The 21,317-nt window shown below is 70.1% G+C and carries 21 protein-coding genes; 11 read left to right on the top strand and 10 right to left on the bottom strand.

Annotation, left to right across the window (positions count from 1 at the left end):
* Window positions 1–53: 53 nt before the first annotated feature.
* The gene (locus QTN24_RS24000; RefSeq protein ID WP_313840120.1) at window positions 54–1,061 is read right to left on the bottom strand and encodes a zinc-binding alcohol dehydrogenase family protein; all 1,008 of its coding nucleotides are present in this window, start codon (window positions 1,059–1,061) and stop codon (window positions 54–56) included.
* Between the two features lie 133 nt (window positions 1,062–1,194).
* On the opposite strand from QTN24_RS24000, the gene QTN24_RS23995 reads away from it, so the two are divergent.
* Window positions 1,195–2,127, top strand: coding sequence for a LysR family transcriptional regulator (locus QTN24_RS23995; RefSeq protein ID WP_313840119.1), 933 nt, complete (start codon window positions 1,195–1,197; stop codon window positions 2,125–2,127).
* 22 nt (window positions 2,128–2,149) lie between these two features.
* On the opposite strand, the gene QTN24_RS23990 is transcribed toward QTN24_RS23995, so the two are convergent.
* Both QTN24_RS23990 and QTN24_RS23985 read right to left on the bottom strand, forming a co-directional pair.
* Window positions 2,150–2,809 (bottom strand): response regulator transcription factor, encoded by a 660-nt coding sequence (locus QTN24_RS23990; RefSeq protein WP_313840118.1) that lies wholly within the window; start codon window positions 2,807–2,809, stop codon window positions 2,150–2,152.
* Between the two features lie 9 nt (window positions 2,810–2,818).
* Window positions 2,819–3,220 carry a response regulator transcription factor gene (locus QTN24_RS23985; protein ID WP_313840117.1) on the bottom strand — a complete coding sequence of 134 codons (402 nt, stop codon included), beginning with the start codon at window positions 3,218–3,220 and terminating at the stop codon, window positions 2,819–2,821.
* Window positions 3,221–3,885: 665 nt separating this feature from the next.
* Here QTN24_RS23985 and QTN24_RS23980 point away from each other — a divergent pair.
* From QTN24_RS23980 to QTN24_RS23970, 3 genes are all read left to right on the top strand, one after another.
* Window positions 3,886–4,041, top strand: coding sequence for a hypothetical protein (locus tag QTN24_RS23980; protein ID WP_172966176.1), 156 nt, complete (start codon window positions 3,886–3,888; stop codon window positions 4,039–4,041).
* A 148-nt stretch (window positions 4,042–4,189) separates the two neighbouring features.
* On the top strand, window positions 4,190–5,200 hold the full coding sequence (locus QTN24_RS23975; protein ID WP_313840116.1) for an AraC family transcriptional regulator: 1,011 nt from the start codon (window positions 4,190–4,192) through the stop codon (window positions 5,198–5,200).
* A complete protein-coding gene (locus QTN24_RS23970; RefSeq protein WP_313840115.1) occupies window positions 5,193–5,648 on the top strand; it encodes a DUF3331 domain-containing protein in 456 nt (151 codons plus the stop codon). Before QTN24_RS23975 ends, QTN24_RS23970 begins: the two co-directional genes overlap by 8 nt.
* Window positions 5,649–5,668: 20 nt before the next feature.
* Here the strand turns inward: QTN24_RS23970 and QTN24_RS23965 are convergent, their stop codons facing one another.
* From QTN24_RS23965 to QTN24_RS23955, 3 genes are all read right to left on the bottom strand, one after another.
* Window positions 5,669–6,073, bottom strand: coding sequence for an Hsp20/alpha crystallin family protein (locus tag QTN24_RS23965; RefSeq protein ID WP_313840114.1), 405 nt, complete (start codon window positions 6,071–6,073; stop codon window positions 5,669–5,671).
* A gap of 32 nt (window positions 6,074–6,105) precedes the next feature.
* A complete protein-coding gene (locus tag QTN24_RS23960) occupies window positions 6,106–6,546 on the bottom strand; it encodes an Hsp20/alpha crystallin family protein (RefSeq protein ID WP_313840113.1) in 441 nt (146 codons plus the stop codon).
* Window positions 6,547–6,741: 195 nt separating this feature from the next.
* Window positions 6,742–7,215 (bottom strand): DNA starvation/stationary phase protection protein, encoded by a 474-nt coding sequence (locus QTN24_RS23955; RefSeq protein ID WP_313840112.1) that lies wholly within the window; start codon window positions 7,213–7,215, stop codon window positions 6,742–6,744.
* A 241-nt stretch (window positions 7,216–7,456) separates the two neighbouring features.
* On the opposite strand from QTN24_RS23955, the gene QTN24_RS23950 reads away from it, so the two are divergent.
* Window positions 7,457–8,932 (top strand): sensor histidine kinase, encoded by a 1,476-nt coding sequence (locus tag QTN24_RS23950; protein ID WP_313840111.1) that lies wholly within the window; start codon window positions 7,457–7,459, stop codon window positions 8,930–8,932.
* Between the two features lie 113 nt (window positions 8,933–9,045).
* Here QTN24_RS23950 and QTN24_RS23945 read toward each other — a convergent pair whose 3' ends face one another.
* Window positions 9,046–9,318, bottom strand: a complete 273-nt coding sequence (locus QTN24_RS23945; protein WP_313840110.1) for a hypothetical protein — start codon at window positions 9,316–9,318, stop codon at window positions 9,046–9,048.
* A gap of 608 nt (window positions 9,319–9,926) precedes the next feature.
* Between QTN24_RS23945 and QTN24_RS23940 the strand changes: the two genes are divergently transcribed.
* Together QTN24_RS23940 and QTN24_RS23935 are read left to right on the top strand one after the other, a co-directional pair.
* Window positions 9,927–12,053 carry a di-heme oxidoredictase family protein gene (locus QTN24_RS23940; protein ID WP_124686295.1) on the top strand — a complete coding sequence of 709 codons (2,127 nt, stop codon included), beginning with the start codon at window positions 9,927–9,929 and terminating at the stop codon, window positions 12,051–12,053.
* Window positions 12,054–12,132: 79 nt separating this feature from the next.
* Entirely contained in the window at window positions 12,133–13,107 is a 975-nt protein-coding gene (locus tag QTN24_RS23935; protein WP_313840109.1) for a glycoside hydrolase family protein, read from the top strand.
* Here the strand turns inward: QTN24_RS23935 and QTN24_RS23930 are convergent.
* Together QTN24_RS23930 and QTN24_RS23925 are read right to left on the bottom strand one after the other, a co-directional pair.
* Window positions 13,067–14,080 carry a hypothetical protein gene (locus tag QTN24_RS23930; protein ID WP_313840108.1) on the bottom strand — a complete coding sequence of 338 codons (1,014 nt, stop codon included), beginning with the start codon at window positions 14,078–14,080 and terminating at the stop codon, window positions 13,067–13,069. The two genes, QTN24_RS23935 and QTN24_RS23930, sit on opposite strands and share 41 nt — an antisense overlap.
* A gap of 152 nt (window positions 14,081–14,232) precedes the next feature.
* Window positions 14,233–14,982, bottom strand: coding sequence for an SDR family NAD(P)-dependent oxidoreductase (locus tag QTN24_RS23925; RefSeq protein WP_313840107.1), 750 nt, complete (start codon window positions 14,980–14,982; stop codon window positions 14,233–14,235).
* A gap of 98 nt (window positions 14,983–15,080) precedes the next feature.
* Between QTN24_RS23925 and QTN24_RS23920 the strand changes: the two genes are divergently transcribed.
* Entirely contained in the window at window positions 15,081–15,965 is an 885-nt protein-coding gene (locus QTN24_RS23920; protein ID WP_313840106.1) for a LysR family transcriptional regulator, read from the top strand.
* A gap of 161 nt (window positions 15,966–16,126) precedes the next feature.
* Window positions 16,127–16,834 (top strand): glutathione S-transferase N-terminal domain-containing protein, encoded by a 708-nt coding sequence (locus QTN24_RS23915; RefSeq protein ID WP_313840105.1) that lies wholly within the window; start codon window positions 16,127–16,129, stop codon window positions 16,832–16,834.
* Between the two features lie 3 nt (window positions 16,835–16,837).
* On the opposite strand, the gene QTN24_RS23910 is transcribed toward QTN24_RS23915, so the two are convergent.
* Window positions 16,838–17,644 carry an IclR family transcriptional regulator gene (locus QTN24_RS23910; protein WP_313840104.1) on the bottom strand — a complete coding sequence of 269 codons (807 nt, stop codon included), beginning with the start codon at window positions 17,642–17,644 and terminating at the stop codon, window positions 16,838–16,840.
* A 101-nt stretch (window positions 17,645–17,745) separates the two neighbouring features.
* On the opposite strand from QTN24_RS23910, the gene QTN24_RS23905 reads away from it, so the two are divergent.
* Window positions 17,746–18,726: a tripartite tricarboxylate transporter substrate binding protein gene (locus tag QTN24_RS23905; RefSeq protein ID WP_313840103.1), complete on the top strand. Its 981-nt coding sequence runs from the start codon at window positions 17,746–17,748 to the stop codon at window positions 18,724–18,726.
* Between the two features lie 27 nt (window positions 18,727–18,753).
* Window positions 18,754–21,093, top strand: a complete 2,340-nt coding sequence (locus tag QTN24_RS23900) for a cytochrome P450/oxidoreductase (RefSeq protein ID WP_313840102.1) — start codon at window positions 18,754–18,756, stop codon at window positions 21,091–21,093.
* Window positions 21,094–21,317: the final 224 nt, after the last annotated feature.

The raw sequence follows: 21,317 nt of genomic DNA, 5'->3' as shown, positions 1-21,317 counted from the left end.
GACAGTGAAAATGGGTGGCACGGCGGCGGGCCCGGCCGGGGCGCGCCGCGCGCTCAGAATCCTTCCAGCACGATCTTGCCGCGCGACCGGCCGCTCTCGATCAGCGCGTGGGCGCGCCGCAGGTTGTCGGCGCGGATGGTACCGAAATGCTCGCCCCTGGTGGTGCGCAGCACGCCGGCATCCACCAGTTCGCCCACGCGGTTCAGGATCTCGTGCTGGCGCACCATGTCCGGCGTCTCGAACAGCGAGCGCGTGAACATCAGCTCCCAGTGCAGCGACGCGGCCTTGCGCTTGAGCGGCACCACGTCCAGCGTGTCGGGGTCGTCGATGACGCCAAGGCGGCCCTGCGGCGCCAGCGCCTCCACGATCTGCGCGTAGTGCTCGTCGGTATGGGTCAGGCTGGCCACGTAGTCCACCTGCGGGGCGCCGATGCCGCGCAGCCCTTCCAGCAGCGGGCGGGCATGGTCGATGACGTCGTGCGCGCCCTGGTCGCGGATCCACGCGTCGGTCTCCGGGCGCGAGGCGGTGCCGATCACGCGCAGGCCGGTCAGCTGCCGCGCCAGTTGCGTCAGGATCGATCCCACGCCACCCGCCGCGCCGATGATCAGCAGCGACTGGCCCGCACCGCCGCCTTCGGCCACGCCCAGCCGATCGAACAGCAGCTCCCAGGCGGTCAGCGACGTCAGCGGCAGCGCGGCGGCATCGGCGGCCGACAGCGACGCCGGCTTGCGGCCCGCGATGCGCTCGTCGACGAGCCCGTATTCGGCATAGGCGCCCGGCCGGGCAATCGAGCCGGCGTAGTAGACCGCGTCGCCCGGGCGGAACAGCGTCACGCCGGCGCCCACGGCCTCGACCGTGCCCACCGCGTCCCAGCCCAGGATGCGCGGCTGGTCGGCCGGAGAGCCGGCGCGCACCTTGGTGTCGACGGGATTGACCGCGATCGCCTCGATCTTCACGAGCAGGTCGCGCGGGCCCGGCGTGGGCCGGGCGACGTCGGCGTCGTAGAGCGACGCGGGGTCTGCAATCGGCAATCCGTGCTGGCTATAGACAACGGCTTTCATTTCCGCAACTCCGATAGTGTTTTCCGCCCGCCCAGGCCGATGCACGGCGGCGGGGTACGGGTTGCATGATCGCCACTGCGCCGCGTCCGAAAAACTGGGAGAATCCGGCAGGACTTTCACTGCCAGAGTGAAAATGATCAGACTCGACGACCTCCACCTTTTCGTCCGCACGGCCGCGCTGGGCAGTTTCTCGAACGCCGCCCGCGAGGCCGACCTGCTGCCCGGCCAGGTCAGCGCGGCCATCCAGCGGCTGGAACGGGAGCTCGATATCCGCCTGTTCGCGCGGTCCACGCGCAGCCTGCGGCTGACCGCCGAGGGCGAGCAGTACCTGCCCTATGCGGACGAGGTGCTGTCGATGCTCAAGGAGGGGCGGGAGCGGATGCATGGCGAGCCCACGGCGCTGCAGGGCACGCTGAAGATCGCGGCGCCGTCCGACCTGGGCCGCAACGTGCTGCTGCCGGTGCTGACCGACTTCCAGGCGTCGCATCCGAAGCTGGTGCTGCGGCTGTCGTTGTCAGACCAGGTGACCGATGTGTTCCGCGATCCGGTGGACATCGCCATCCGCTACGGCGTGAACGAGGGCGCCAGCTACGTGGCGCTGCCGCTGGCCGAGAACAACCGCCGCGTGCTCGTGGCCTCGCCCGACTACCTGGCGCGGCACGGCCGCCCGGCCATGCTCGACGACCTGCTGATGCACCGCTGCCTGCCGTACGTGCTGGGCGGGCGCGTCTACGACCGCTGGATCTTTCCCACCGCCGGCATGCGGCGCCAGATCACGGTCAAGGGCACGCTGCTGTGCGACGACGCGGAGATTGCCCGGCGCTGGGCGCTGGACGGGCGGGGCATCGCCTACAAGTCATGGATCGACGTCAGCGACGACGTGGCGCAGGGCCGGCTGGAACTGCTGCTGCCCGACCAGCCCGGCGAGCCGGTGCCGCTGAACCTGGTCTGCCCGCACCGCAAGCAGTTCTCGCCGGCGGTGCGCTACCTGCACGCGGCGCTGCGCGCGCACCTGCTGCCCATCAGCGCCCGGATGCTGGACCACACGCGGTTCGCCGGGCACTGACGGCCCGGACGGTGGATGGCGGCTAGGCGCCGGCGCCGCTGCGCGCGGCATCGATGATGCCCAGCGCCTCGGCCTTCAGCACAAAGTCGGCCAGCGACTTGGCGCCCATCTTCTTCATGGCCTGGGCGCGGTGGATCTTCACCGTGATCTCGCTGAGCGCCAGTTCGGCGGCAATCTGCTTGTTCAGCAGGCCGCGCACCACGTAGGCCATGACTTCCTTCTCGCGCGGCGTCAACTCGTCGTAGCACTGGCGCAGGCCGGCCTCGGTGGCGTCTGACTGCCGCCGCGCCGCGTCGCGCGCCAGCGCGCTTTCCACGGCGTCGAGCATGTCCTGGTCGCGGAACGGCTTGGCCAGGAAGTCCATCGCCCCGGCCTTCATGGCCTTGACCGACATGGCGATGTCGCCGTGAGCGGTCATGAAGATGATCGGGATCGGCATCTTGCTGGCCGCGAACTGCTCCTGCACGGCCAGCCCGCTCTGGCCCTTGAGCCGCACGTCCAGGATCAGGCAGCTCGGCACATCCGGGCGCGGCGCGGCCAGGAAGTCCGTGGCCGACGCGAAGGTCTTCACCTGGTAGCCGACCGAGCGCAGCAGCATCGACACCGCGCGGCGCATCGACTCGTCGTCGTCGACCACGTAGACCATCGATGGCGCGTCGCCCGACGCAATCGGTTTGTTCATGGATTCACTTTATTCCGTGGCAGCCGGGGGAACGGCGGGAAGCCGCCCGGACGCCACGTCGTCCAGGAACCGCTGGACGGCCGCCTCGTCGACAGGCTTGCTCAGGCATGCCTGCGCGCCGGCACGCAGGGCCTCCCGGCGGATCGCTTCCGTGCAAAACGCGGTGATGAATACTACCGGAACCCGGCTGCCCTGGGCATTCAGGATACGCAGCAGCTCCAGCCCGCTGGTGCGGGGCATCTGCACATCGGAAAGGATGCACTGCACCAGCGACGCGCCGCCGGTGTCCAGAAAGGCCTGCGCCGAATCGTAAGTGTGCGCGTCCCATCCCAGCGAGCGCACCAGCCGGGAAGTCGCCGCGCGGATCGATTCATCGTCGTCAATGATGGCGACTACCTGTTTCTTGGCCAAGGCCGGTACCTCACAACAATCTCATGGCGCCATGGTAACGAGCTACCCCTGCCGCCAACACTATGCCTTCGTATAGGCGGACGGGCGGCGTTGCGGCGGGGCCGCGGCGGCGGTTTTCGGGGCGCCGCCGAGCGGTGGCTCGGCTTGTTTTTCGTCGCGCTCCGGCACTGCGGGAAAGCGGTCGGGGGAGAGGGCAAGGCGTCTCAAGACCCGACCTGTCCGGATCACAACCGCCGGCCCTCACCCCCAGCCCCTCTCCCGCGTCGCGGGAGAGGGGAGACCACAATCGGCAGAATCAGGCTTCGCGTTCGATATCCCGAAGTTTTTCTCCCCTCTCCCGCGTCGCGGGAGAGGGGAGAAAAACCATCGCGATCGTTCCAGGCCCGGTGGCGAGTTCCATGCCCCCGGCTGATTCTCCATGCCCGTGGTTTTCTCCCCTCTCCCGCCTGCGGGAGAGGGGTCGGGGGTGAGGGCAAGGCGTCTCAAGACCCGACCTGTCCGAATCGCAACCGCCGGCCCTCTCCCCCGCCCCATCCCGGTGCACCCGGGTGGCCAGACCTATACCTTCGTTTGATTGCGTACCTCCTACGCGGCGATTGTGGGCATCCGTGCCCGGCTCCTAGGATTCGTTCAACGCACCGACTGCTTCCCTGGGAGCCACCGACATGAACCGCCATCAACGCTGGATACCGGCCCTAGCCGTCGTCCTTGCCTTCGCCACGGTAGGCGTGGCCGGCGCGACGGTGTATCGCATGTGGGCGCAGGCCATCGCCCCGGTCCACGCCACGGCGCCGGCCGGGCGCACCCATTCTCCTGCATGAGGCCCGCCATGAACGACCAGGAAAGCCTGCTGCTGATGTACGGCTGGATCGTCCTCGCCGTGCTGAACCTGATTCTGATCGCCACCGCCTTCATCCAGTACGCCGGATGAACGCCCGCCCACCGATTTCCGTATCCGGGAGCATCGCCATGAAAGAGGTATCGACCAACGTTCTGGAGGCGCCCGCCCGCGCCGACGCCACGCGCCCCGCGCAGCGGCTGCAGTGCCGCGTGGCCGCCGCGCAGGCGCCCGCGTTCGTGCGCCGCGAGACGCGCTGGCGCGAGGCCCCGGATGCCGAGGCCGCCGGCCAGCGGCCGGACACCATCGTCGTATCGCGCTGGACGTGCGAGGGCGAGCCGCCCGACATGGTGTCGCACCCGGGCGATGACACCCGCCACTGCATCTCGATCAACCTGCGCTCCAGCTCGGTACGCTTCCTGTGCGGCGGGATGCCGGTGTTCGACGGCCGGCTCGGTGCCGGGGCGGTGCACGTGGCGGCGCCCGGCACGCCCACGGCCGCGGTCTACGCGTCGGCCGCCGACGTGCTGCACCTGTTCGTGCCGCAGCCGGTGCTGGCCGCCTGCTACGCCGACCAGTTCGGCCACCCGTACGAAGGCGACCTGCGGCTCGACGACCCGTTCTTCCACGCCGATCCGGCGCTCGAACGGCTGGGCCAGGCGCTGGCCGTGGCGCATTCGCAGGACCCCGGCCTGGGCCGGATCTTTGCCGACAGCGTCGCGCTGGCCATCGTGGCGCGCGTGGTTGCCAACCACTTCCAGCGGATCGAATCGAACACGCGGGCCGTCACCATGCTGCCGCAATGGCGCCTGCGCCGGGCCATCGCGTTCATCGACGACAACCTGGCCGCGCCGATCGGGCTGGCCGACATCGCGCGCAGCACGGGCCTGACGCGCATGTACTTTGCGGCGCAGTTCCGCCGCACGACGGGCATGCGCCCGCACGAATACCTGGTCCGGCGCCGCATCGAGCACGCGCAGGACCTGCTGCGCAGCGGCGACGGCAGCGTGCTGGAAGTGGCCATGCGCTGCGGCTTTCGCTCGCAGGCCCACTTCACCACCGTCTTCAAGCGCTTTGTCGGCGACACACCGCACTGCTGGCGCGTCAAGGTCACCTCGATTCCCGGGAGCTCCCATGGCTGAACTGCTGCAATCCGCGCGGGCCGAAGACGTCCGCGACAGCGCCTGCGACACCTGGCTGCGCACCATCGCGCTGCTCGGCCCGCAGCACCCCACCCCCAGCGGGCAGCCGCAGCCCTACGCGCCGCGCGCGCACGCCCCGATCGTGACGATCATCGAGCGCCTCAGCACGGCCATGGCCGTGGTGAGCTGGCGCGATGCCACGCACTGCCGCTACGGCGCCCAGGTGTGGACCATCGGCACCGCGCGCGACCCCGGCCAGTGCGCGCTGAGCGGCGCCCCGATCGATCGCAACGACCTTGTGTTCCGGCCGCAGCGCAGCCGGCCGCCCGCGCTCAATGCCGACGCGATGATCCTGGCCTCGGCCATGGACGACGCCTCGGCGCCCGAGCTGCCGGCCGCCGAGCCGGCCCCGCGCCACGCGTTCCACTACCGCTCGAACGCGCGCTGAGCCGGCCCGTGCGCGGAGAATCAGCCCGCGCTGACCTCGATGCGGCGCGGACGGGCTTCCTCGCGGCGCGGCACGAACACCTTCAGCACGCCGTCGTGCAGGTTGGCCGAGATCCGCGACGTGTCGAAGTCCGGGCTCACAGCGAACGCGCGGGAAAAGCGCGGCTGCTGCAGCTCCAGGTACTGGACGCGCAGGTTCGGCGGCACCGGCACCGATGCCTCGCCCTCGATCGACAGCGTGCCGTCATGCACCTTGACTTCCAGGTTCTCCAGCGCCACGCCGGGCAGGTCGGCCCAGACGGTCACGCCCAGCGCGTCCTCGTAGATGTCGACGGGCGGCGTCACCGTGGCGCGCCGCGCGGCGGTCTCCTGCGACGGCGCCGGCTGTTGCGGATTGGCCTGGGTCAGCTGGTTCGCGTTGCTCATGATGTTCTCCTGACGTTGACTGCGCCACATGGTTACTGGACCTGGATCGCGCGCGGCTTCGACGCCTCGCGCTTGGCCACCGACACGACCAGGCAGCCGTTGGTGTATCGCGCCGTGACCTTCTCGGGGTCGGCGTTCTGCGGCAGCTCGATCACCCGCCGGAAGCTGCCGGCAAAACGCTCCTGCGCGTAGGTGCGCGTGCCCTCGGCGGCGGCGTCCTGCACCGGCTTGCGCTCGCCGCTGACCGTCAGCAGGCCCTTGTCGATGGACACGTTGAAGTCGGACGCCTGCATGCCCGGCGCAAAGGCGACGATTTCCACCGAGTCGTCGGTGGCGCCCATGTTGAGCTGCGGAAAGGCCCCCTGGCGCGAGGCCCTGAGGCTGGAGGGGAAGCCGCCCATCAGGCCGGCCATCTGCCGCTGGACGCGGTCGATCTCGGAAAAAAGGGCGTTCCCGAAGAGGAAGTCGTTCATGTCTGTTCTCCCAGTCAGCATTGGAGGGCATGTGCAAATCCGTTCACATGCCAGCCTCCGGCCTTGCCGGATCGACTCCAAACTATTGGCGCCGCGCCGGTTTTCAAGAGGGAGAAAGACGGGGTGCGCGCGGCCCTTGAAGACCCGCGCGGGCGCCCCGACATCGGACGGGCGGGTGCCCGTCCCGGTGCTGCGTTACCGGATCGATTCCGCCAGGAACCAGGCGCGGCGCTGGGCCTCGTCGATCCAGTTTTCCAGCAGGCTGGCGGTGGCCACGTCGGCGTGGTCGTCGCAGATCGCGTGGGCGTCCAGCATGGCTTCCACGAGTTGCAGGTTGTCGGCGTGCAGCTCGCGCAGCATGGCCTTGGGCGACACGTCCTCGGCGTCGTTGTCGCGCACGCGCTGCAGGCGGGCGATGGCGCCAATCGAGCGCAGCGTGGTGCCACCCAGCTTGCGCACGCGCTCGGCCACGTCGTCGGTGATGGCGAAGATCTGCGCCGCCTGCTCGTCAAGCATCAGGTGGTAGTCGCGGAAGTGCGGGCCGGACATGTGCCAGTGGAAGTTCTTGGTCTTCAGGTACAGCGCAAAGACGTCGGCCAGCAGGCGGTTCAGGTGGTCGGCAATCTCGGTGACGGCCAGGCCGGCGTCGTCGATGGGGGATGGGGTCATCACGGCTCCTTGGGAACGATAGGGCGACACGCCGACTATGCCCCGGGCCGCGCGCGGCGGTTTCCGCGGCGGGCCGACCGGTTTCAGATACGCCCGCGCCGGCCCGGCGGCCCCATGATCCATACGTTCTCCTATACCTTCATATGATTCCTCGACCAGTCATGCAGGGCTAGTATCATCGTCGATCCATGCCGCCGGCCGGGCGCATGGCAACCAGAACAACAAAGAGAGGCGGAAGGGCATGTACAACCCAGCATCGAACCGGCTGTTGATGGGCGCCGCGGGCGTCCTGGCCTTGTGCGTGTTCGTGATCGACGCCTTCACGCCGCTGGACTTCGCCATTGCCGTGGTCTACGTGCTGGTGATCCTGCTGGTGGCGCTGACCGGCTCGATCGGCGCCACCCGCGTGACGGCCGCCTCCGCCATGGTGTTGACCGTGGTGGCCTACGTGGCGTCGCCCAACCCGGCCGAGCCCGATCATGGGCAGGTGGCCCGCTTCATCTTCGCGCTGCTGGCCATCGGCACCACCACGCTGCTGGCGCTGCGCAACCTGGCCGACATGGAGCGCCGCCGCCGCACCGAGGCCGCGCTGGCCCGCAGCGAAGCCTTTCTGGCCGAGGCGCAGCGCCTGAGCCGCACCGGCAGTATCGCGCTGCGCCTGCCGGGCAACGCCATGACGTGGTCCGACGAGGCGTTCCGCATCCTGGGCTATCCGCGCGGCGAGCCGCCCCACTTCGGCATGATGCTGACGCGCGTGCACCCCGACGACCTGGCCGAGGTGCAGCGCATGCACGCCGCCATGCTGGGCGGCACCGACAGCGTCGACCTGCGCTACCGGCTGCAGATGCCGGACGGCGCCATCCGCCACGTGCACGTGGTGGCGCGCCGCAGCGCATCGGCCGGCGACCAGCACGAGTACGTGGGCGCGCTGATGGACACCACCGAGGCCACCGAGATGCAGCAGACGCTGCACCGCACGCTGACCGAACTGGCGCACGTGTCGCGCGTGACCACGCTGGGCCAGCTCGCGGCGTCCATCGCGCACGAGGTGACGCAGCCGATGGCGGCCATCGTCACCTGCGGCAGCTCGGCGCTGCGCTGGCTGCGGCGCGAGACGCCCGACATCGGCGAGGCCACGGAATCCATCGAGCAGGTGATCCGCGACGCCAGCCGCGCGAACGACATCATCCGCCAGATCCGCGCCATGGCGCAGAAATCGGAACCCAAGTACGTGGAGATTGCGGTCGACAAGCTCGTGACCGATTCGCTGGAACTGGTGCGCCGCGAGCTGCAGGACCACCAGGTGTCGGCCGTGCTGGACCTGGACGCCGGCACCACGCAGATTCACGGCGACTGGACGCAGCTGCAGCAGGTACTGGTCAACCTGATGGTCAACGCCGCGCAGGCCATGGCGCAGATGTCCGGCCGGCGCCGGCTGACGCTGGCCAGCCGCGTCCTGCCCGACCAATCGGTGGTCGTGGTGGTCAGCGATACCGGCCCGGGCATCGCGCCGAAGGACATGGACCGCCTGTTCAACGCGTTCTACACCACCAAGCCGGACGGCATGGGCATGGGGCTGTCGATCTGCCGGAATATCGTGGAATCGCATGGTGGCAGCATTGCCGCGGAGTCGCCGCCGGAAGGCGGGGCCCGGATGATCGTCCGCCTGCCGCAGCATGCGGCGCAGGCCGAACAGGCCGGCGTGCAAGCCGCCTGAACCGCGCGCTCACACGCAGCCCCACAGCGCCGTGACCAGCGCCATGCCGACGCTGGTGGCGCAGACGCCAAGCCACGCCAGCGTGGCCTGGATGCCGTCGAACGATGCCGCGATCATGCCGGCGCGCCGCCCGGAGGCGCGGATACACCGGTCAGGTCGCGGCCGGTCAGGATCATCCGGCCCTGCGTGGCGGGCGTTACCTCGAAGCGCGCGCCCTGCGTAAACGGGTCGCGCGGCTGGTCGATGTTGTACGACGGATGCGACGGCTTGGCCGGATGCCGGCCGCCGTCGTTCGCGCTGGCCGCGCTCGCGGTGCCGGCGCCGAACGCACCGGCGACGCCCAGCGCGGCTGCCACGATGACGGGAACCATGTGTCTGCGGATCATGATCTGCTCCTGTTGGACTTGCCTGGAGGGCCGGACCATCGTGGCCGGCCGCCGGGGCCGCATTGCCGGCCCGTGCTTTGCATCGTAGGCCGCGCGCCCGCGCGGCGCATTCGTGCCTCGGGGGCCTGCCGCTAGTCGATTCGTAGCGGCGTCTCATCCTTTGGTTTGTCCCGCGCGCCGGCGGACGCAAATCCCGCGATTCCGGCCACCATGCGTGACGTGGGCCCGTTTTGGTGCATGCGTGCCTGCGGCATCCGCGCAACGGTCGCGGCCATCGCCACGGCCCTGTACAAAAAAATTCGCGCGTCACCGCTGCCCCGCCCCGGCCGATTTCGACCGCCGGCTGTCATGTACCTGACACGGACGGCGCTGCAGCCCGCATGGCACAAGGCAGTGACGATCCTCGTCACCGCAGGGCGCAAATTTTGTCACCCGGGGCGCCACATAATGACAATTGACATCTATTTGACCCCCTCCCGATAATCGCCGCGGCTTTCAGGGAATGCGCCTTTTTTCCGGCACCGCCAGCGTGCGGGCAGCCGGCCGGGAGGCAAAGACATCGCAAGAGCGGAGCCCCGAGGTTCCCATAAAAAGAAGGGTCAATAACGATGAAACAAGTCGCGCACTATCGCGGCCCGGCGTTGCTGCTGGCCGCAGTCCTGGCGGTTGCCGCGTGTGGCGGCGGCGGTGGCGACAGCGCCAGCGCGCCGCCGCCCCCGACCGTCACGCCGTCGCTCTACGAACCGCTCTACGGCGCCGACACGCCGGTCATGGAGCAGATCCAGTACCGCGAGGCCGACGGCACGCTGGTCACGCTGATGGGCTCGCGCCCGACCGAGCGCCACGCGCGCGAGCGCGGCGAGGCGTGGGACGCCCCAGACGCCGGCCCGGGCCGCTACCTGACCTTCCCGACGTTCTACTTCCAGAACCGCACGTTCGGGCTGGAGATCCGCGACCACGTGCCGGCCGGCAAGCAGCTGATCGAGGTCTACCTGCGCGTGAACCAGGGCATCTTCGACGGCACCACGTTCAGCCTGTTCCGCAACGTGCTGGACCCCACGGTGCGCGACTACGGCTGGTCCCTGAACTACGGGTTCAACAACCCGAAGGAAGGCGGCCTGCCGATCTGCCGCGAGAACCAGCCGCGCGAAGACTGCATGATGACGTTCGACTCGAACTGGCGCACCGACCCGCACAGCCCGCTCAAGATCGGCGACAAGGTGGAACTGGCGCCCGCGCCGCGCCTCAAGCGCGACCCGGTGGTGGACGGCGGCGGCAGCCGCTACTACTCGTTCGAGCAGCTCTACGTCGTGGGCGTGGGCATGCGGCCCTGGTACGGCATCGCGCCGAACCTGGACTCGGAGCCGCTGCCCGACGACGCGCTGCTGGGCGGCCAGGCCAGCCTCTCGTACAACTACTCGGAAGAGCCGATGCGCGTCTTCCAGCAGATGGCCAACAACATCGGCATCGCCAACACCCAGCGCTTCGTGGAGGGCCGGCGGCTGTTCCACACGTCGTTTGCCGACGGCACGCACTCCGAACACGACCGCGACAACCCCGTGTTCACCGCCCACATCGGCCAGCTCGGCGCGCGCTACAACCAGCCGCGCTGCATCGAGTGCCACACCAACAACGGCCGCAGCAAGCCGCTGGCGCTGGGCGCGAAGCTGGACACGATGTCGTTCCTGACGGCCAACGCCGACGGCACCGGCGCCGACCCCACCTACGGCCACAACATCCAGCAGCACGCGCAGGACGCCAAGGCGCCGGCCTTCGACGTCAGCGTGGCGTCGTTCGACACCACGGTGCGCACGCTGCCCGATGGCGAGAAGGTCGAGCTGGTCAAGCCCGTGTTCGCGTTCAAGGGCCCCGCGCCGGCGCGCTACTCGGCGCGGCAGGCGGCGCAGGTGATCGGCATGGGCCTGCTGGAGGCGGTGCCCGAGACCACGATCCTGGCGCAGGCCGATCCGAACGACGCGAACGGCGACGGCATCAAGGGCGTGGCCAACCTCGTGGTCGATCCGCAGACCGGCAAGACGCACGTGGGCCGCTTTGGCTGGAAGGCGTCGAAGGGCAGCATCCGCCAGCAGGTGGCCGACGCGCTGATCAAGGACCTGGGCGTGACGTCGCCGATGTTCCCGGACGCGGGCTGCCAGCGCGGCGCCGCCAACTGCCACAGCGTGACCACGCCGACGTCGGTCAGCGAGTTCGAGCTGGAGCGGATGACGCATTACCTGTCGCTGATCGCGGTGCCGGCCCAGCGCAAGCTGCGCAGCGGCTTTCCGGACGGCGTGCGCGTATCGCCCGAGCATGACGTGAACCCGGCCCAGATTGCGCGCGGCAGCGACCTGTTTGCCCAGGTGCGTTGCGTGGCCTGCCACACGCCGACCATGAAGACCGGCAACACGCACCCGTTTGCCGAGCTGCGCGAGCAGACCATCCATCCGTACAGCGACCTGCTGCTGCACGACATGGGTCCGGGCCTGGCCGACACGCTGGCCGAAGGCCGCGCCTACCCCAGCCAGTGGCGCACGGCCCCGCTGTGGGGGCTGGGCTCGCTGCGCTTCGTCCAGGGCGCCGACGCCAACGTCCGCCTGCTGCACGACGGCCGCGCGCGCACCATCACCGAGGCCGTGCTCTGGCACGGCGGCGAGGCCACCGACAGCCGCACCCGCTACGAGGCCCTGCCCAAGGCCGACCGCGACGCCATCAGCGCGTTCCTGCAGTCGCTCTGATCGCCACCGCGCTGTGCGCGCCCCTCTCCCGTGTGCGGGCGAGGGGCGCCACGCAACCCGTCAATCAACCGCATCCACCATGCACCTCCACCCCTTCCGCAGCCGCTTCTTCGCGCCGCTGCTCCTTGCCTTTGCGCTGGCCGCCTGCGGTGGCGGCGGCGATGGCGGCACGTCGGCCGGCAACTCCGGCGGCGGCAACAGCAACAATGGCGGCACGCTGGTGCCCACCACGCCGCCGGCCAGCCCCGCCCCGCCGCCCTCGGCCACGCCCGGCGTGACCAAGAGCGCCAAGCGCGGCATTGCCTATGACCTTGGCAGCCAGGCCGACTTTGCCGCGCTGGCCCCAGGCGTATCGTGGTGGTACAACTGGTCGCCCCGGCCGAACCCGGCCGCGCCCACGGACACGCGCGCAGCCTACGGCATGGACTTCATCCCGATGCTGTGGAACGACTACGCGTTCGACGCCACCGCGGTGCAGGCGTGGCTGCTGGCGCATCCGGAGGTCAAGTACCTGCTGCTGGTGAACGAGCCGAACCTGACCGACCAGGCCAACCTGACGCCAGCCGTGGCCGCCGCCGCGTGGCCGCAGTTCGAGGCCATCGCCGCGCGCACCGGCGTCAAGCTCGTGGGCCCGGCCATCACCTGGGGCACGATGCCCGGCTACAGCGATCCCGTGGTCTGGCTCGATGCGTTCTACACGGCCTACCGCGCCGCCAACGGCAACCGCGACCCACGCATCGACTACCTGGCCTTCCACTGGTACGACTACGGGCTGGGCGGCCAGCTCGACCGGCTGGCGAAGTACGGCAAGCCGTTCTGGGTGACCGAGTTTGCCAACTGGCACGCCAATGCCGACGGCGCGCAGATCGACACGCTGGACAAGCAGAAGGCGCAGATGCGCGAGATGGTGGCCACCTGCGAGCAGCGGCCCGACGTGTTCCGCTATGCGTGGTTCACGGGCCGCTGGCGCCCCGACCCGCATTTCACGAGCCTGCTGGGCGCCGACGGCGAACTCACCGAGCTGGGGCGTTACTACCTGAGCCTGCCGTTTTGAGGGGTGGCGGCGTCGCCGGCGCGGCCGCCGGCGTGCCGCGTGCCGCCTGGATGGCTTCCTGCTCCAGCCGGGCCTGGTCGATATCGGCACCCACGTCGCCGACATTGCCCGCCTCGCTCACGCCCAGCGCGACGACCACCGTGCCCTTGGCCACCGGCACGGGCACCGGCGGCGACATGCCGCTGCACTGGCCCGGCGCGCATGTCGTGGCTTCGCCGTCCAGCCGCACACGCGCGACGGTCGTTGCCGCCGAGCCAAGTTCGGCAAACCGCGCCGCGCCCTGGTTGTCGACGACCAGTTGCCGCGCCACCAGCGCGAACGCCAGCGTTACCTGCGCCGGTTGCCCGCCGCCGCCAGCCGCCGTCTTGGCCGTGGCGTTGGCCGCGCGCACATGCAGCGGGCGGAAGCGGAAGTAGTCGGTGAACTTGCCGTCCTGCAGTTTCTGTTCGATCGCCAGCACGGCCAGCAGGCCCGGCTGCGCTGGTGCGTCGCCCTCGGCGTAACGTGCCAGCACCACGCATCGCACGCCCCGGAAGCCCGCCGCGGAGAAGCCCACGTCCACCCCGCTGGCGTCGATCGCGTCGCGCTTGCGCTGTTCGGGCCGGCTGTCGTCGGGATTGGTATAGAGATCGGTGACCAGCCGCGTGCCGCTCACCAGGAATGCCGGGGACGATGCATTGGCCGCCGCCGCGCGCGCCGCAGCCGTGCGGGGCGCGGGCTCCGAGCATTGCGCAGAGGCCAGCACGTCGCGCGCGCCGCGCTGCTCCGGCTGCGCCAGGATCGCGGCAAGCTCCTTGTCCGACCCCCACGCCCGGTTGGCGGCAATCCAGCCCTGCATGGCGCGCTTGGGCTTGCCGCTGCGCGCGTCGGCCTGAAAGGCGGGCACGGTCGGCGCTTTGGGTGCCGACGTGCTGCAGCCGGCCACGAGCGTGCAGCCGGCGAGGAGCCCGAAGAGCCCCGTGGTGATCCTCATGCTGCCCTCCGTTCGAAGAAGCTTGAGGATAGAAGGCGCCGGCGTGCCGCGCCTACCCTCCAGATGATTGAACAGCCAAATGGAGGGTGGTCACGCGGGTTGAATCGTGCCAGCGCCGCACGTCATGCCACGTCACCGCACGTCACCCCGCGTCAGGTCAGCGCGATACCGCCGTCGACGCGCAGGTTCACGCCGGTGATGAAGCTGCCCTCGCTGCCGGCCAGCAGCAGCGCCGCCGCCGCGATCTCCTCGGCGCGTCCCAGGCGGCCGAGCGGAATGGCGCCCGCCACGGCGGCCTCGAAGGCGGGGCGGTCGGCCGCCGACACGCCCAGCTTGCCAAGGATCGGCGTATCGACCGGGCCGGGGCTGATGACGTTGACGCGGATGCCGCGCGCCTTGAACTCCAGCGCCCAGCTCTGCGCAAACGCCTCGATCGCGGCCTTGCTGCCGGCGTAGACCGCGTGGCCGTCCAGCACCTTGGCGGTGGCGATCGAACTGACCAGCAGGATCGCCCCGCCATCGCGCAGCACCGGCGCAATCTTCTGCACGCCGAAGAACGCCGCCCGCGTGTTGGTGGCGAAATGCGCGTCGTACTCGTCCACGCTCACCTGGTTCGATGCCGTGATCTGGTTCATGCCGGCGTTGGCCACGTAGATGTCGGCGCCGCCGAACTTCTCCGCCACCAGCGCCGCCACGCGGTCGTGCGTGGCCAGGTCGGCGATGTCGCCGGTCAGGCCAACGGCCTGCGGGCCCAGCCCGTCCACCGCCGCTGCCACCGCGTCGGCGCGGCGCCCGACGATGACCACCTGTGCGCCCTCGTCGACAAAACGCCGCGCCATCGCCAGTCCGATGCCACTGTTGCCGCCCGTGACGACGGCGACCTTTCCTGCCAGCTTGCTCATGATGCTGCTCCGTGTTGGGTACGGTGCCGACTCTACGGCAGCGCGCCGGGCCCGGGCAGCCCTACAATGCACCGATCACTTGTGCCAATTTGTCATCCATGTCGATGGAACGCCTGCACGGCCTGTCTGCCTTTGTCCGCGCCGTGGAAGCCGGATCGTTCACCGCTGCCGCCCGGCTGCTCGGTACCACGCCTTCGGCCGTGTCGAAGAGCATCTCGCGGCTGGAGGCGCGGCTGGGCGCCAGGCTGTTCCACCGCTCCACGCGCGCGTTCGTGCTGACCGACGAAGGCAACGCCTACTACGGCCGCGTGGCGCCGCTGGTGCGCGGGCTGGAAGAAGCCACCGAGGTGCTGGCCCGCCCGACGGCGGCCGTGGGCCGGCTGCGCGTGAGCATGCCAAGCGACCTGGGGCGGACGCTGCTGGGGCCCATCACGGCGACGCTGCTGCCGCGCCATCCGCGCCTGTCGCTCGATGTCAGCGTGACCGACCAGCACGTCGACCTGATCCGCGAAGGCTTCGACCTGGCCCTGCGCGCCGGGCACCCCGGCGACAGCGGCCTGTACGCGCGCCCGCTGGCAGACCTGCCGCTGGTGCTGGTGGCGTCTCCGGCCTACCTGGCCAGCCACGGCGAGCCGCGCACGGTGGCCGACCTGTCCCGCCACCGCCACGTGCGCTACCGGCTGGCCGGCCAGCCGCTGCCGATCACGTTCGCCGACGGGCTGCGGCTACCCGTGGACGGCACATTCGACACCGACAGCGGCGAAGCCATGCGCGTGGCCGCCGTCAACGGGCTTGGCATCGCGCAACTGCTGCGCACCATCGTGCAGGACGACCTCGCCGCCGGCCGCCTGCGCCAGGTACTGCCCGACGCCCCGCTGCGCGCGGTGCCGCTGCAAGTGCTGCACGGCTTCGGCCGCCGCCTGCCCACGCGCGCCAGGGTCTTCGTGGATTTCGTGGCGGCCGAACTGGGCGGCACAAGGTAATACGGCGCAGCAGGAAATGGGGTGTTTTTGCTCCCCTCTCCCGCCCGCGGGAGAGGGGAGCAACCCCGGATGCAGTGCCACGCCGTGGCTTGGCCCCCCAACCCAGCAAACAACGCCACCCTGCATTACCATGGCCCCTTTCGCCCAAACGACACCGCCACATGACTGCCCTGTCCGATTTCCCGATCACCGGCAAATGGCCGGCGCAACACCCCGACCGCCTGCAGCTCTATTCGCTGAACACGCCCAACGGCATCAAGGTCTCGCTAATGCTGGAGGAAACGGGGCTGCCGTATGAGCCGCAGCTTGTGCGGTTCGACAAGAACGACCAGACCTCGCCGGAATTCCTGTCGCTGAACCCGAACAACAAGATCCCGGCGATCATCGATCCCAATGGCCCGGGCGGCCAGCCGCTGGCGCTGTGGGAATCGGGTGCGATCCTGGTGTACCTGGCCGAGAAGACCGGCAAGTTCATGGCCGCCGATCCGGCGCTGCGCTACGAGACGATCCAGTGGGTCATGTGGCAGATGGGCGGCATCGGGCCGATGTTTGGCCAGGTCGGCTTCTTCCACAAGTTCGCCGGCAAGGACTACGAGGACAAGCGTCCGCGTGACCGCTACGTGGCGGAGTCGAAGCGGCTGCTGAACGTGCTGAATGACCGCCTCAAGGGCCGCCAGTGGATCATGGGCGACGACTACACGATTGCCGATATCGCCACGTTCCCGTGGGTGCGCAACCTGCTGGGGTTCTACGAGGCAGGCGAACTCGTCGGCATCCAGGACTTCCCCGAGGTGTCGCGCGTGCTGGCGGCCTTCGAGGCGCGCCCGGCCGTGCAGCGCGCGGTCAACATCCCCAAGCGTCCGGAATGACGCCTAGGCGGCGTAGCCCAGCAACGTGCTGATGGCCGCCGCCTCTTCGCGCACGGCGCGGCCGATGGGCCCGTCCAGCGACGCATCGAAGCCGCCCGTGGCGCCCAGCGCGGTCAGCACCGCGCAGACGCGGCCCGTGTAGTCGCGCACCGGCGCCGCCACGGCGCTGATCCCCTTCAGGTTGGTATCGCGCACCGCCGCGCAGCCCTGCGCGCGCACGGGCTCGCGCAGCACGCCGAGCGGGTCGTCGGCGTCCAGGTCGGCGCGCTGCGCTGGCGGCAGCGCATCCAGTTCGGCCCGTGCCAGCGCCTGCACGTTCGAGTCGTCGAGCAGGCCCAGGAAGACGCGGCCCGTGGCCGACCACAGCAGCGGCATTACCGATCCCACCCGCACATTCACCGTCACCGGCAGGCCCGGTTCCTCGATTCGCACGATGGTCGGCCCCTTGTTGCCCATCACCGTGATGAAGCACGTCACTTCCAGCCGCTCGCGCAGGCGTACCAGCGGCGCCTCGGCCAGCCGGATCGGGTCGGCCTGGCGCATCGCGGCCAGCCCGATCTGCAGCGCTTCGATACCCAGGTGGTACTGCTGCGTATTGGCCTCCTGCGCCACAAAGCCCTGCTCGACCAGGCTCACCAGGTAGCGGTGGACCTTGGCCGGGCTTTCGTCGATCTCGGCCGCGATGGCCGTCAGGCTGGCGCGCCCGCCCAGGCGGGACAGCGCCTTGAGCACGGCCATGCCGGTTTCGGCGGCCTGCACGCGCTGGCGGCGCTCGCGGGGACGGGGGGTGGAGGCGGCGGACGTAGACATGGGGCTGGAGGTTAACCCTCATTCCTGGATTACGCAATGCGTATATGATTTACGCAAAACGGGCCGACCACCATCCGGCCAAATACCAAGGAGACAACCCGATGCCCCGCTACCAGCCCGCCGCGCTGCTGGCCGTAACCCTTGCCACGGCGCTGGGCGCCGCGCCAGCCGTGGCCGCCGATGCCTATCCCGCCAAGCCCATCCGCTGGATCGTGCCGTATCCGGCCGGCGGCGGCTCCGACTTCCTGGCGCGCACGATCGGCCAGGGGCTGTCCGCCCGCGTGGGCCAGCCCGTGGTGGTGGACAACAAGCCGGGCGGCAACACCGCCATCGGCGCCTCGGAAACCGCGCGCGCCGCCGCCGATGGCTACACCGTGCTGTCGGCCGACAACGGCACGCTGGTCTTCAATCCCGCGCTGTACAAGAGCCTGTCCTACAACCCCACGCGCGATCTGGCGCCCGTGACGCTGCTGGGCCGCTTTCCGATGATCCTCGTGGTCGGCCCCGGTACGCAGGCCAGGACCGCGCAGGAGTTCATCACGCAGGTCAAGGCGACGCCGGGCGGCGTGAACTACGGCTCGGCCGGCGCCGGCAGCCCGCACCACCTGGCCATGGAACTGCTGAAGACCGAGGCGCACCTGACGATGACGCACGCGCCCTATCGCGGCGCCGCGCCGGCGCTGTCCGACGTGGCCGCCGGCCAGATTCCCGCGATGATGGTCGACTACGCGGCCGGTGCCGGCTTCATCAAGGGCGCCAAGGTGCGCCCGCTGGCCGTGGCCAATGCCACACGCCTGCCGCAGTTGCCCGACGTGCCGACCTTTGCCGAACTGGGCTACAAGAACGTGGAAGCGGCGGCGCTGGTCGGCATGGTGGTGCCGGCCGCCACGCCGCCGGACGTGATCGGCACGCTGAACCGGCAGGTGGTGGCGGCGGTCAGGGACCCGGCCATCAACAAGAAGCTGGTGGACTTTGGCGTGGAGCCGGTGGGCAACACGCCGGCCCAGTTTGCCGACCTGCTGCGCAGCGAGACCGCGCGCTGGACCCGCCTGATCCACGACCTGAAGATCTCGCTCGACTGACGCCCCGCATTGCCGTTGGAGTACCGCATGACCCAGCCCACCCCGCCGGCGCCGCGCGCCGGCTGCCCGATCGACCACACCGCGCTGCGCGCGCCCAACGGCTGCCCGGTCAGCCACAACGCCGCCGCGTTCGACCCGTTCGAGGACGGCTACCAGCAGGACCCGCCCGACTACGTGCGCTGGTCGCGCGAGCAGGAGCCCGTGTTCTACAGCCCGCGGCTGGGCTACTGGGTGGTCACGCGCTACGACGACATCAAGGCCATCTTCCGCGACAACCTCACGTTCAGCCCCGCCATCGCGCTGGAGAAAATCACGCCCACCGGCGACGCCGCCAACGCGGTGCTGGCGTCGTACGGCTATGCGATGAACCGCACGCTGGTCAACGAGGACGAGCCCGCGCACATGCCGCGCCGCCGCGCGCTGATGGAGCCGTTCACGCCGGCCGAGCTGATGCACCACGAGCCTCTGGTGCGGCGGCTGGCGCGCGAGTACGTCGACCGCTTCATCGACGACGGCCGCGCCGACCTGGTCGACCAGATGCTCTGGGAGGTACCGCTGACCGTGGCCCTGCACTTCCTGGGCGTGCCCGAGGAAGACATGGACCTGCTGCGCCAGTACTCCATCGCCCACACGGTCAACACCTGGGGCCGGCCCAGGCCCGAGGAACAGGTGGCCGTGGCCCATGCCGTGGGCAACTTCTGGCAGCTCGCGGGCCGCATCCTCGACAAGATGCGCGCGGACCCGTCGGGCCCCGGCTGGATGCAGTACGGCATCCGCAAGCAGCAGGAACTGCCCGACGTGGTCACCGATTCCTACCTGCACTCGATGATGATGGCCGGCATCGTGGCCGCGCACGAGACCACGGCCAATGCGTCGGCCAATGCGATCAAGCTGCTGCTGCAGCATCCCGACGTCTGGCGCGAGATCTGCGACGACCCCGCGCTGATCCCGAACGCGGTAGAGGAATGCCTGCGCCACAACGGCTCGGTGGCCGCGTGGCGCCGCGTGGTGACGCAGGACACCGAGGTTGGCGGCATCCCGCTCGCGGCCGGCAGCAAGCTGCTGATCGTGACCGCGTCGGCCAACCATGACGAGCGGCACTTTGCCGATGCCGACCTGTTCGACATCCACCGTGATAACGCCAGCGACCAGCTGACGTTTGGCTACGGCGCGCACCAGTGCATGGGCAAGAACCTGGCGCGCATGGAGATGCAGGTCTTCCTGGAGGAACTGACCAGCCGCCTGCCTCACCTGCGGCTGGCCGAGCAGACCTTCACCTACGTGCCGAACACGTCGTTCCGCGGGCCGGAGCACCTGTGGGTCGAATGGGACCCGGCGCGCAATCCGGAACGCGCCAACCCGGCCGTGCTGGCGCCGCGCGACGCGGTGCGCATCGGCGAGCCCACCGGCAACATCGGCCGCACGCTGGTGGTGGCATCGGTGACGCCGGCCGCGCAGGACGTGCTGCGCATCCGCCTGGTGGCGCCCGACGGCCGCCCGCTGCCGCGCTGGTCGCCCGGCTCGCACATCGACGTGGAATGCGGCAGCACCGGCATCTCGCGCCAGTATTCGCTGTGCGGCGATCCGGCCGATGCCGGCGCGTTCGAGATTGCCGTGCTGCGCGAAGCGGAAAGCCGCGGCGGCTCGGCCTGGATCCACGCCAGCCTGCGCGCTGGCGACCGGCTCAAGGTGCGGGGCCCGCGCAACCACTTCCGGCTCGACGAAGGCTGCCGCCGGGCGCTCTTCATCGCCGGCGGCATCGGCATCACGCCGGTCAGCGCGATGGCGCGCCGCGCGCGCGAGCTGGGCATCGACTACGCGATCCACTACTGCGGCCGCTCGCGCGCGGCCATGGCCATGCTCGACGAACTGGCCGCGCTGCATGGCAGCCGCCTGCACGTACACGCCCGCGACGCGGGCAGCCGCGCCGACCTTGCCGCGATCGTCGGCGCGCCCGACGGCATCACGCAGGTCTACGCCTGCGGCCCGGCCCGCATGATCGAGGGGCTGGAAGCCGCCTGCGCCGCCTGGCCCCCCGACACGCTGCGCGTGGAACATTTCAGCTCGCAGCTCGGCACGCTGGACCCGTCAAAGGAACAGCCGTTCACGGTGGAGCTGAAGGACTCGGGCCTGACGCTGGAAGTGCCGGCCGACCAGACACTGCTGACGGCCCTGCGCTGCGCCAACATCGACGTGCAGAGCGACTGCGAGGAAGGGCTGTGCGGATCGTGCGAAGTCCGCGTGCTGGCCGGCGACATCGACCATCGCGACGTGGTGCTCACGCGCACCGAACGCGAGGCCAACGACCGCATGATGTCGTGCTGCTCGCGGGCGAAGACGGGTGGGAGGATTGTGTTGGCGTTGTGAGGGCGCAAACCTGACGGCCTGCCAAATCCTCAGTGCCTGCTCCCCTCTCCCGCATCGCGGGAGAGGGGCTGGGGGTGAGGGCCAGCGGTTCAAACTGCGATGGTCGCGTCTTGCGTCGCGGGGGGGGGCCCCCCCCCCCCCCCCCCCCCCCCCCCCCCGGGGGGGGGGCGGCACCCCCCCCCCCCCCCCCCCCCCCCCCCCCCCCCCCCCCCCCCCCCCCCCCC

Source organism: Cupriavidus sp. SZY C1 (assembly GCF_032190535.1).
GTDB lineage: Bacteria > Pseudomonadota > Gammaproteobacteria > Burkholderiales > Burkholderiaceae > Cupriavidus > Cupriavidus pauculus_C.
This window is presented reverse-complemented; position numbering and strand designations above follow the sequence as displayed.